Source organism: Bacteroides sp. MSK.20.12 (genome assembly GCF_019052435.1).
GTDB classification, from domain to species: Bacteria; Bacteroidota; Bacteroidia; order Bacteroidales; family Bacteroidaceae; genus Bacteroides; species Bacteroides xylanisolvens.
This window is the reverse complement of the sequence record NZ_JAHQVH010000032.1, coordinates 22,537-33,780: the sequence shown is the minus strand read 5'-3', so window position 1 is coordinate 33,780 and position 11,244 is coordinate 22,537. Positions and strand designations below refer to the sequence as shown.

Annotated in this window: 10 protein-coding genes and 1 tRNA gene; 5 read left to right on the top strand and 6 right to left on the bottom strand. The window is 39.5% G+C overall.

Annotated features, from left to right (window positions below; translation table 11 throughout):
* Nucleotides 1-16: 16 nt before the first annotated feature.
* On the bottom strand, nt 17-874 hold the full coding sequence (locus KTR06_RS16360; RefSeq protein WP_120068430.1) for a PepSY-like domain-containing protein: 858 nt from the start codon (nt 872-874) through the stop codon (nt 17-19).
* A 21-nt stretch (nt 875-895) separates the two neighbouring features.
* The gene (locus KTR06_RS16355) at nt 896-1,333 is read right to left on the bottom strand and encodes a PepSY-like domain-containing protein (protein ID WP_015531103.1); all 438 of its coding nucleotides are present in this window, start codon (nt 1,331-1,333) and stop codon (nt 896-898) included.
* Nucleotides 1,334-1,653: 320 nt separating this feature from the next.
* Between KTR06_RS16355 and KTR06_RS16350 the strand changes: the two genes are divergently transcribed.
* From KTR06_RS16350 to KTR06_RS16340, 3 genes are read left to right on the top strand one after another with little or no spacing between them, the layout of a single operon-like run.
* Nucleotides 1,654-2,805: an NEW3 domain-containing protein gene (locus tag KTR06_RS16350; protein ID WP_120068434.1), complete on the top strand. Its 1,152-nt coding sequence runs from the start codon at nt 1,654-1,656 to the stop codon at nt 2,803-2,805.
* Nucleotides 2,806-2,808: 3 nt separating this feature from the next.
* Nucleotides 2,809-3,552, top strand: coding sequence for an ABC transporter ATP-binding protein (locus tag KTR06_RS16345; protein WP_004314352.1), 744 nt, complete (start codon nt 2,809-2,811; stop codon nt 3,550-3,552).
* Nucleotides 3,545-4,501 (top strand): ABC transporter permease, encoded by a 957-nt coding sequence (locus KTR06_RS16340; RefSeq protein WP_007752792.1) that lies wholly within the window; start codon nt 3,545-3,547, stop codon nt 4,499-4,501. The genes KTR06_RS16345 and KTR06_RS16340 overlap by 8 nt, the downstream gene beginning before the upstream one ends.
* Before the next feature lie 131 nt (nt 4,502-4,632).
* Here KTR06_RS16340 and KTR06_RS16335 read toward each other — a convergent pair whose 3' ends face one another.
* From KTR06_RS16335 to KTR06_RS16320, 4 genes are all read right to left on the bottom strand, one after another.
* The gene (locus tag KTR06_RS16335) at nt 4,633-5,907 is read right to left on the bottom strand and encodes a HAMP domain-containing sensor histidine kinase (RefSeq protein ID WP_217290579.1); all 1,275 of its coding nucleotides are present in this window, start codon (nt 5,905-5,907) and stop codon (nt 4,633-4,635) included.
* 20 nt (nt 5,908-5,927) lie between these two features.
* Nucleotides 5,928-6,605, bottom strand: coding sequence for a response regulator transcription factor (locus KTR06_RS16330; protein ID WP_007752797.1), 678 nt, complete (start codon nt 6,603-6,605; stop codon nt 5,928-5,930).
* Between the two features lie 211 nt (nt 6,606-6,816).
* Nucleotides 6,817-8,310 (bottom strand): proline--tRNA ligase, encoded by a 1,494-nt coding sequence (proS, locus tag KTR06_RS16325; protein ID WP_120068437.1) that lies wholly within the window; start codon nt 8,308-8,310, stop codon nt 6,817-6,819.
* Nucleotides 8,311-8,516: 206 nt separating this feature from the next.
* Nucleotides 8,517-8,589: transfer RNA gene (locus tag KTR06_RS16320), tRNA-Gly, on the bottom strand.
* Nucleotides 8,590-8,820: 231 nt separating this feature from the next.
* On the opposite strand from KTR06_RS16320, the gene KTR06_RS16315 reads away from it, so the two are divergent.
* Together KTR06_RS16315 and KTR06_RS16310 are read left to right on the top strand one after the other, a co-directional pair.
* Nucleotides 8,821-10,233 carry a TolC family protein gene (locus KTR06_RS16315; RefSeq protein ID WP_117808861.1) on the top strand — a complete coding sequence of 471 codons (1,413 nt, stop codon included), beginning with the start codon at nt 8,821-8,823 and terminating at the stop codon, nt 10,231-10,233.
* 6 nt (nt 10,234-10,239) lie between these two features.
* Nucleotides 10,240-11,226: an HlyD family secretion protein gene (locus tag KTR06_RS16310; RefSeq protein ID WP_120068441.1), complete on the top strand. Its 987-nt coding sequence runs from the start codon at nt 10,240-10,242 to the stop codon at nt 11,224-11,226.
* Nucleotides 11,227-11,244 lie beyond the last annotated feature (18 nt).

The following is an 11,244-nucleotide window of genomic DNA, read 5'->3' as shown; positions in this document are numbered from 1 at the left end:
GCATGTGCATCCTTTTTTATGGGATGACAATGCCGTCTTCATTGATATTTACTTCAAGATCTACATTCATTTTTTCCAGTTCGATCCGATAATAGATGGTGCCATCTGCTTTTTCAATACGTTTCGCTTCGTCAAAACGATATTCTCCATATTGATTATTAATCGTATTTTTGACAGCTTCGGGCAGTTCATTTTGACGTACTTCCCATGAAGTAGAATGCCAATCTCCGGTCTGATCGAACAAAACATCTTTTGATATTCCGTTATGAATGATATCCACTTCCGTATATCCGAAATCCCAGTCATTTCTATCATCTTCTACATCTATTTCCATGATTTTGGCATTCGGATATTTTTCATTAATGAAGTTTCTCATTGCTTCAGTCAATTGAACGGGAAGATGACCGGTGTTATCATCATCAGTGTCTACGATACTTTTAATCAGAGTTCCGTCCGCAGAATAATATAAGTCTATCTCCTGGTTCTGATTTTCGACTTCAATTACGAAAATAGTCTCAACGCCTGTTCGCTCCAATTTGTCTACATCATCTTGTTTCCACGAAGCATATTCACTCTTTTCAAAAGAAGTTTTCACAGCTTGCGGTAATGCACTGTAAGGAATGTCCGTTTCTGTCATTTGCCATTTTCCATCTTGGGTAAACCATGCAGATGCTTCATATCCATCATAGAAATCTGCTACATAATATCCGGACTTAGTTTCCCATTTCACATTTGCAGCATTAGGGTATTTAGATGAAAATGCGTTTTGAAGTTCGGTAGGAACAGCAATTGAATTATCGTCGTCGTTATCACAACTTTGTAGGCTCCATGTAACGCAAAGTGCCAGTAAGAGTGTATAAATCTTTAGTTTCATCTTTGTTCTATTTTAAAAGGTTTAGAAGTCAATATCAATCAAATTAAATTTCAAGTCGAATTTCAATTCCGTACGGTTGGACAGTTTTACTTCATAATCTTTTTTATCCCTCTCTATTTTCAGGATTTTAGCATCGGGATAATTGGTCGTTACATATTTTTGAATTGTTGCAGGGATAATAGCTGTAGGTACCGCGCTATATTTGCAATTCACTTCTTCCCAGTTTCCTTTGTTATCAAATTCTACTTTATCGCCATTAGTGAAAATCACTTCATAACTTTTATAGAAGAAATCACTTTCCATTTTGGCTAATGCTACTTTGCTGTCGGCAAAATGCTGTTTGATAAACTGCTGTGCCTGTTGTGGCATTTGAGTTACCTGAATAGGTTTGTCGTCATCTGCACGAGCTACTGTTTGCAAAGTAAAAAGACATACTAATAAGAATACTAACTTTTTCATAATCGTTGTTTTTTAAATATTGGTTTTTACTACTATTATTAATTTCACATTGCAAAGATGAAAGGAGAATCTGAAAAGATTTGGGAATTTTGAAAATTATCGAAAAAAAATCTCATAAAAATATAGTGACGCTATCCTGTTAACATAGCGTCACTATCTATAAAGGATACCGTCACCATCCCATAAGGATAGCGTCACTATAATTTCTTCCTGAAATTAGATTCTTTAGGATTCTTTTAAAACTACTAATATACACATCGTTTATTTTTGCACACACGAATTTGACAATATTCATATTAAATAACCATAAGAACTTTTTTATGACTATGAGAACAAATTATTTTTTATTATTAGCTATTCTATTGGGGGTTATTCCCATGAGTTACACACACGCCAATGATTCAATACCGAAAAGCGTGATTCTGTACACACCTTACACAAAAATCTCCGTATCGCCCGGAGCGTCAATTGATTACAGTATTGATCTTATCAACAACACGGACCAATTGACGAATGCGAATCTTTCTGTTAGTGGATTGTCCTCCAGTTGGAAACACGAAATGAAATCCGGTGGCTGGAGTCTTAGCCAGTTGTCGGTACTTCCCAAAGAGAAAAAGACTTTTAATTTAAAAGTCGAAGTTCCATTAAAAGTGAATAAAGGCAATTATCATTTTGTGGTATATGCCGGAAACGCTAAACTTCCCTTGGATGTGGTGGTTGCTCAAAAAGGAACGTACCAAACCGAATTTACTACTGACCAGCCCAATATGCAGGGAAATTCGAAATCAACCTTCACTTTCAGTGCTACTTTAAAGAATCAGACCGCCGATCAGCAACTATATGCTTTGATGGCTAATGCCCCCAGAGGGTGGAATGTCGTTTTTAAACCGAACTACAAACAAGCCACTTCTGCACAAGTAGAGGCAAACAGTACACAAAATGTAAGTATAGATATTACCCCTCCTGCCAATGTAGAAGCCGGTAGCTATAAAATTCCGGTACGTGCTGCTACAGGTACAACTTCTGCCGAATTGGAACTGGAAGTAGTTGTCACCGGTTCTTATCAAATGGAACTGACTACTCCTCGCGGGTTATTAAGCACAGATGTCACAGCTGGTGATGTGAAGAAATTAGAGCTGGAAGTAAGAAACACTGGTTCTTCATTACTGAAAGACATTCAGTTGTCTGCCAATAAACCTGCAGACTGGGAAGTTACTTTTGAACCTTCAAAGGTTGACGCATTAAAAGCTGGAGAGACATCAACGGTAATGGCTACTTTGAAAGCTTCTAAAAAAGCGCTGCCCGGGGACTATGTGACTACTATCATGGCCAAAACTCCTGAAGTAAATGCCGACGCGCAGTTCAGAATTGCGGTAAAAACTCCGATGATATGGGGATGGGTAGGTGTGCTTATCATCATTGCTACTATCGGTGTGGTTTACTATCTGTTCCGTAAATATGGAAGGAGGTAAATGATGGGCGAACAAGTGATCGTACTTACCGATTTGACCAAACAATATGGTAATTTCACTGCTGTAGATCATATTCGCCTGAATATCCGGAAAGGGGAAATCTTCGGATTGCTGGGACCGAATGGTGCCGGAAAATCAACTACTATCTTAATGATGCTAGGGTTGACGGAGCCTACTTCGGGAACAGTTGAAATCTGTGGAATAAATTCTACCACTCATCCTATTGAAGTAAAAAGGAGGATAGGTTATTTGCCTGAAGATGTAGGATTTTATGATGATATGACAGGACCGGAGAACTTGATCTATACAGCGCGATTAAATGGTATTCCTGATAAGGAGGCGAAAACCAAAGCTATGGAACTGATGAAGCGGGTAGGCCTTGAAGAACAGTTAACCAAAAAGACCGGGAAATATTCTCGTGGTATGAGACAGCGGTTGGGATTGGCTGATGTGCTTATTAAAAATCCGGAGATTATTATCCTCGATGAACCGACTTCAGGAATTGACCCGGCCGGTGTTCAGGAGTTTATCGAACTGATTCGCTGGTTGAGTAAGGAAGAGGGGTTGACTGTACTTTTCTCTTCCCATCACTTGGATCAGGTACAGAAAGTGTGCGACCGTGTTGGTTTGTTTAGTAATGGCCAATTACTTGCGTTGATCGATATGGCAGAACTGAAAGACAAGAAACAGGAATTGTCTGATATTTATAACCATTATTTTGAGGAAGGAGGAGAAAGACATGAATAAAGTCAATCATCCTTTTTGGGTGATCGTCAACAAGGAAATTTCCGACCATGTCAAAAGTTGGCGGTTCATTATATTAATAGGTATTATAGCGCTTACCTGCATGGGATCGCTATATACAGCACTCACAAATATTGGTGAAGCTATCAAGCCTAATGATCCGGACGGCTCGTTTTTATTTTTGAAGTTGTTTACGGTTTCAGATGGGACTCTCCCCTCTTTTGTACTGTTTATTAACTTCTTAGGACCTTTATTGGGAATCGCCTTAGGATTTGACGCAGTCAATTCCGAACAAAATAAAGGAACGTTGAGCCGTATGCTGTCCCAGCCTATTCATCGTGATTGCATTATTAACGCGAAGTTTGTGGCTGCTCTAATTGTAATAGGTATCATGCTGTTTGTATTGGGCTTTTTGGTAATGGGCTGTGGATTGATTGCCATTGGCATTCCTCCTACAGCAGAAGAGTTTTGGCGAATTGTTTTCTTCATCATTACCAGTATCTTTTATGTAGCATTTTGGCTGAATTTAGCTATTTTGTTTTCACTTCGTTTTCGTCAGGCAGCGACTTCTGCATTGGCATCGGTGGCTGTTTGGTTATTCTTTAGCGTATTCTATACCATGATTGTTAATTTGGTGGCAAAAGGTTTAAGCCCGTCACAGATGGCGTCGCCTTATCAGATTATCAGTTATCAAAAGTTTATTTTGGGATTGATGCGTTTGGCACCGAGTGAATTGTTTAATGAAGCTACCACTACATTATTGATGCCTTCTGTTAGAAGTTTGGGACCATTGACTATGGAACAGGTGCAGGGAGCTATTCCCAGTCCGCTCCCGTTGGGACAAAGTCTTTTAGTCGTATGGCCGCAACTGACGGGACTGATTGCAGCAACAGTTATCTGTTTCGCTATCTCTTATATCATGTTTATGAGGAGAGAAATACGATCCCGATAACTGACTCACCATAAAAGACGCAAAGGACACAGAGAAATAAGTTAAATGAATACAGCTGATAGATCGGATGATGATTACCGACAAGTTATTCACTTTTTACTCCGTGTCCTTTGTGTTTTCTGAATAAAAAATTATTGTCTGGAAATCTCGAAGCAGTGCTCTTTCTGTTCGAAGTAATATCTTATACTCAAGTGTTGCAAACGACAGATAGAATCGGCTATTGCTAGTCCCAGACCTGTAGATCCTTCCTTTTTAGTTCCTTGATAGAAACGTTCGAAGATATGTTCCTTATCCAACGGATTTTCTACTCCTGAATTTCGGAAAGTAATACTGTTTTTGGTAACAGTGATCCGGATATGTCCCCCGTCAATGTTATGTACAAATGCATTTTTTAGGAGATTCGTGAGTAAAGCAACAGCCAGAGATTCATTCATTGTCACATTGAAAATGTCCTGTTCATCGATAGTTACTTCTATGTTACGATAGTCGTAAACTTCTTCGTAATCTTGCAGATATTGTTTGAGAAGTCCATTTAGTTCCAATTGCTTGGTATCTGTAAACTGGCCATTGTCAATTTTGGTAAGCAATAGTAGAGATTTGTTTAATTTAGTGATGTATTCTAAAGTCTGGTGAGTTTTCATCAGTTCTTCCAGTTGTTTTTCTGATAACGAATCATCTTCCATCAACATTTCCAATCGGTTACGGCAGATAGCAAGTGGAGTTTGTATCTCATGTGAAGCATTTCCGATAAATTGTTTTTGTTGTTCGAACATCTGCTCCGTACGTTCTACATAACGAATAGCAGCCTCATTTAATTTTCGGAATTCCGTGATTTGGGTTTCGTTACTCAACGGCTTATTCTTTTTTCCTGTTTGATAACCGTCCAGCCAATGAAGAAGCACATAGAGCGGTCGCATATTCCGATAGAACACCCATACGGAAATGATAATAATGCAGAATAACAGAGCTACATACAAAAATATAATCCATACTTGGATGGCATCTCTCAAATCATCTTTTTCAATGCTGGGAGTTGATACTGTCAGTTCGTGGTATCGTCCTTCATCGTCTTTAAAGATAGTAGTAAGAATACGTGCCGGTTCGGTTTCCTCTTTTTCTTCAATATATACCATAGAGTCTTTATATTGAATATCCTCCCGGCTTTCTGCATATTCTTTGCTTACTTCCATCATATAATATTGATTGTTGGAGCCGTTGGTTTTAGAAGGTAGCTCCTCTCCTGCCAATGCCCGGATAATGATGGTTTCCGAATAATCTTCCAGAGCGTCATCCACTTCATCGTTGACTTCATCAATCATCGTAACATAAAAAAAGATAGCCCAGACCGTCAGTATGAAGGTCAAAGCAAGCGTAATACGAAGAATGATGTAATATACTAATTTCATGGACAATATTCTCTTTTTTTTTATTCTACTACCATTTTATACCCAAACCCATAGACCGCTTTGATTTCAATATTTGCACCCGAATCTTTGAGCTTTTTGCGAAGATTCTTAATCTGTGCATATATGAAGTCAAAATTGTCAACCTGGTCAATATGATCTCCCCATACTGATTCGGCCAAAGTGTTTTTATTGATTAATCTTCCGGGACGATTGATAAAATATAACAGGATGTCATACTCTTTTCTATTTAGCTCCACTTCCTGATCGTTGACAAATACACGATATTTATCCGGTTCTATTCGTACATTACCTTGGCGGATATCAATTTCTCCGTCATGCTGATGACGGCGAATCACGCTTTTAATTCGTGCATTTAGTTCAACCAAATGAAATGGTTTTGGCAAATAATCGTCTGCTCCCAGTTCTAGTCCCAAAACTTTGTCTTCCAAGGAGTCCTTTGCGGAAATAATAATTACGTTCTCCCGTTTATGGAGAGCTTTCAGTCGTTCAAGAAGATCAAGTCCGCTTCCGTCCGGTAGCATGATGTCCAATAAGATACAATCATAGTCGTAGTCTTCAACTTTGCGTAGAGCAGAATTAAAGTCACTGGCTGTTTCCACAACGTAACGTTCTTTTTCAAGTGAACATTGAATCAGTTCTCTTAAAGAGGGTTCGTCTTCTACAATCAATATCTTCATAACTTTGTCTCCTTTCTTTTTTACAGCTACAAAGAAAAGGGATATTTCTGAAATAAAACTGAAATGGATTGAAAAAAGAGTTTGAAATAACTATTGAATGTCCTATGAACTATTAGGACAGGTCACAAATAATATAATATGGATGGAAAAAGAAAAGGATGAAAGCGATTGAATCGTTTCCATCCTTTTTATAATTATGTGTGATTTCTATTTAATAAGAACGTGCAAATATCACGCGGCAAGCAGATGGTTTGCCTGTTACCATACATTTACCCGGTTCCTTGTCTCCCGGAACAAATGAATCGAACGGAATACAACGAATGGTTGCTTTGGTTTCTTCCTTAATCTTTTCTTCTGTTTCAGTAGTTCCGTCCCAATGAGCCAGAATAAATCCACCTTCTTCGATTTTTTCTTTAAATTCGTCGTAGGTATCTACTGTTGTAATCTTGGAGTTACGGTAGTCCAATGCTTTCTTGTAGATATTAGCCTGCATTTCTTCAAGCAAGTTCTGAACATACATTTCAATGCCTTCACAAGTAACTGTTTCTTTTTCCAGTGTATCACGGCGCATCACTTCCATGGTGTTGTTTTCAAGGTCGCGACCACCCATAACCAAACGAACAGGTACACCTTTCAATTCATAGTCGGCGAATTTAAAGCCTGGACGTTTATTATCTGCATTGTCATATTTAACAGAGATACCTAATGCTTTCAGTTTCGCTACAATGCCTTCTACTTTAGCATCGATTTGTTTCAGTTGTTCGTCATTCTTATAGATAGGAACGATCACTACCTGAATCGGAGCCAAATGCGGAGGTAATACCAATCCGTTATCATCCGAGTGAGTCATAATCAATGCCCCCATCAAACGGGTAGAAACGCCCCATGAAGTAGCCCAAACATACTCCAACTTGTTTTCTTTATTAACAAATTGAACATCGAATGCTTTTGCAAAGTTTTGTCCCAGGAAGTGGGAGGTACCACTCTGCAACGCTTTTCCATCCTGCATCATGGCTTCAATTGTATATGTATCAAGTGCGCCGGCAAAACGTTCGTTGGCTGATTTTACTCCCTTTACAACAGGAACGGCCATATATTTTTCTGCAAATTCACCATATACATTCAGCATTCTGATTGCTTCTTCCTCCGCTTCCTCACGAGTAGCATGAGCAGTATGGCCTTCTTGCCACAGAAATTCAGCAGTACGCAGGAAAAGGCGTGTACGCATTTCCCAACGGAAAACGTTAGCCCACTGATTGCAAAGAATAGGCAGGTCACGGTAAGATTGAATCCAGTTCTTATAAGTATTCCAGATGATTGTTTCTGATGTCGGACGGATAATTAATTCCTCTTCCAATTTAGCTGCAGGATCTACTACAACTCCTGAACCGTCTTCTGCATTCTTCAAGCGATAATGCGTTACAACGGCACACTCTTTAGCAAAACCTTCTACGTGTTCAGCTTCGCGGCTTAAGAATGATTTCGGGATTAATAACGGGAAGTATGCGTTTACATGTCCTGTTTCTTTGAACATATCATCCAATTGACGTTGCATTTTTTCCCAGATGGCGTATCCGTAAGGCTTAATCACCATACATCCGCGCACAGCAGACTGTTCTGCCAAGTCAGCTTTTACCACCAAATCGTTGTACCACTGTGAGTAGTTTTCACTACGTTTGGTAAGGTCTTTCAGTTCTTTTGCCATTATATTTTTCTATTTAAAGTTTTCTTGAGTGTTAAAACAGGGTGCAAAAATACGAAAAATGCATGAATTGCCCTATTCTTCATGCATTAATTTTCTAAAGTCATGTTTTGTTTCTTTTCCTCTATAATATGTATTTCAATAGAAAAGGGGCTTGGAAATAAAAAAATCAGGCAGTGTATTTAAGTTAACTGTCTGATTTTCAAAAGAGCGGTAAACGAGGCTCGAACTCGCGACCCCCAGCTTGGGAAGCTAGTGCTCTACCAACTGAGCTATTACCGCATATTTACTGTGTTTCCCGACTTAAAAGCCTTATGAAACGGTGATGCAAAGGTAAACATAATTTTTATATCTCAAATAAAATCACAGAAATTTTAATGAAAGAAAAAAGTAATGTCAAAGTTGCTTTTACTCTTTTGTTTTGATGAAAAAAGGACTGGAACTGAAAGAGCGTGAACAAACCTCTCTTTTCATCTGTTAGAATATCTCGAAATCAGATATAACCTAACCAGTATGAAAAAAAATAAGCGACTTTTTATACTATTGACTTTGTATTTCTCCATCAGTCAGATAGATGCACAGACACCATTAAGTTTTGAAGAATCACTGCATCTGCTGAATCAGGGAAATCAGAGTTTGAAAATTGCAGATAAGAGTATTGAGATTGCGAAGGCTGAACGTGATAAACTGAATGCTTTCTGGTATCCCAGTCTTCAGTCTACGGGTGCGTTTGTGCACATGTCGGAGAAGATTGAAGTAAAACAGCCCCTATCGCAGTTTACTGATCCGGCTAAAGACTTTGTACATTCCATTATTCCGGATGATCAGGTCATTTCATCCATACTAGATCAAATTGGAGCCAACACACTGGTGTTTCCCCTGACTCCCAGAAACCTGACTACTGTTGATTTATCAGCCGAGTGGGTGCTCTTTTCCGGTGGTAAACGTTTTCGTGCCACCAATATCGGAAGAACGATGGTCGACTTGGCACGAGAAAGTCGGGCACAGGTATCGGCTAACCAGCAAAACCTGTTGGTTGAAAGTTATTATGGGCTTCGGCTGGCACAACAAATAGTAACTGTTCGTGAAGAAACTTATAACGGATTGAAGAAACATTATGAAAATGCCTTGAAATTAGAGGCAGCAGGAATGATTGACAAAGCAGGCAGACTTTTTGCCCAAGTAAATATGGACGAAGCCAAACGTGCATTGGAAGCTGCGCGGAAAGAAGAAACAGTAGTGCAAAGTGCTTTAAAAGTCTTGCTAAATAAAAAGGATACAGATGCTAATATCATTCCTACCTCTCCCCTTTTTATGAATGATTCACTACCACCTAAAATGCTTTTTGATCTTTCTGTAAACAGCGGAAACTATACGCTCAATCAATTACAGTTACAGCAACATATTGCCAAACAAGAAGTACGGATTGCTCAAAGCGGGTATCTGCCGAATATAGCCCTTTTCGGAAAACAGACCTTGTATTCGCATGGTATTCAGAGTAATTTGTTGCCACGTACCATGATAGGTATTGGTTTTACATGGAATCTCTTTGACGGACTGGATCGGGAGAAGAAAGTACGGCAATCGAAATTGACGGAACAAACACTGGCTTTGGGACAGATGAAGGCTCGCGACGATTTGGCTGTTGGTGTAGATAAACTTTATACGCAGTTGGAAAAGGCACAGGATAATGTAAAAGCTCTAAATGCAACAATTGCTTTAAGCGAAGAACTGGTTCGTATCCGAAAGAAATCTTTCACAGAAGGGATGGCAACCTCTACCGAGGTTATTGATGCTGAAACCATGCTTGCCAGTGTAAGAGTAGCTCGTTTGGCAGCGTATTATGAATATGATGTGGCACTTATAAATCTACTCTCGCTTTGTGGCACACCGGAACAATTTGCAAACTATCAACCTAAACCGTAACAAATAATGAAACCAACTAGTAAAACCCTATCATGGGCTTTTGTTATCATCCTTTTGGCGGTCGGTATTTTTACCGGCTTGGGAGTTATACTAATGCATAAACAACAGCTAGTTCTGCAAGGACAGGCTGAAGCAACAGAAATCCGTATCAGTGGAAAACTTCCCGGTCGTATCGATACTTTCTTCGTTCAGGAAGGCGATTGGGTACACCAAGGAGATACTCTTGTCGTTATTAATAGCCCTGAAATATATGCCAAGTATCAACAAGTGAATGCATTGGAACAAGTAGCGGTACAGCAAAACAAGAAAATAGATGCCGGAACCCGTCGTCAGATTGTGGCTACTGCATTGCAGTTGTGGAATAAAACGAAGAGTGACCTAACTCTCGCTCAAACAACCTACAACCGTATTCTCACTTTATATAAAGACAGTGTTGTCACTTCTCAAAGGAAGGATGAAGTAGAAGCGATGTATAAAGCGGCTGTAGCAGCCGAACGCGCTGCATACGAGCAGTATCAGATGGCTGTAGACGGTGCACAGAAAGAAGATAAAGCATCAGCTGCCAGTATGGTGGATGCTGCACGAAGCACGGTGGATGAAGTTTCGGCTTTATTGGTCGACTCCCGGTTGACAGCTCCGGAAAACGGACAGATAGCAACGATCTTTCCTAAACGTGGAGAATTGGTTGCACCGGGAACTCCCATTATGAACTTGGTGGTTATGGATGATATACATGTCGTTCTTAACGTACGGGAAGATCTGATGCCACAGTTTAAAATGGACGGAACATTCGTTGCAGATGTACCCGCCATCGGTAAAGAAAATATAGAGTTCAAAATCTATTATATAAGTCCGTTAGGCAGTTTTGCGACCTGGAAATCAACCAAGCAGACCGGAAGTTATGACTTACGTACATTTGAGATTCATGCGCGTCCTACTCAAAAAGTGGATGATTTGCGTCCCGGTATGTCCGTGTTATTGACTTTAGACTAATTGACATCAAATAAACCA

Excerpts from the sequence above, each read along its gene's own strand:
- KTR06_RS16360 (WP_120068430.1), bottom strand. The coding sequence starts at position 874 with ATGAAACTAAAGATTTATACACTCTTACTGGCACTTTGCGTTACATGG.
- KTR06_RS16355 (WP_015531103.1), bottom strand. The coding sequence starts at position 1,333 with ATGAAAAAGTTAGTATTCTTATTAGTATGTCTTTTTACTTTGCAAACA.
- KTR06_RS16350 (WP_120068434.1), top strand. The coding sequence starts at position 1,654 with ATGACTATGAGAACAAATTATTTTTTATTATTAGCTATTCTATTGGGG.
- KTR06_RS16345 (WP_004314352.1), top strand. The coding sequence starts at position 2,809 with ATGGGCGAACAAGTGATCGTACTTACCGATTTGACCAAACAATATGGT.
- KTR06_RS16340 (WP_007752792.1), top strand. The coding sequence starts at position 3,545 with ATGAATAAAGTCAATCATCCTTTTTGGGTGATCGTCAACAAGGAAATT.
- KTR06_RS16335 (WP_217290579.1), bottom strand. The coding sequence starts at position 5,907 with ATGAAATTAGTATATTACATCATTCTTCGTATTACGCTTGCTTTGACC.
- KTR06_RS16330 (WP_007752797.1), bottom strand. The coding sequence starts at position 6,605 with ATGAAGATATTGATTGTAGAAGACGAACCCTCTTTAAGAGAACTGATT.
- proS (WP_120068437.1), bottom strand. The coding sequence starts at position 8,310 with ATGGCAAAAGAACTGAAAGACCTTACCAAACGTAGTGAAAACTACTCA.
- KTR06_RS16315 (WP_117808861.1), top strand. The coding sequence starts at position 8,821 with ATGAAAAAAAATAAGCGACTTTTTATACTATTGACTTTGTATTTCTCC.
- KTR06_RS16310 (WP_120068441.1), top strand. The coding sequence starts at position 10,240 with ATGAAACCAACTAGTAAAACCCTATCATGGGCTTTTGTTATCATCCTT.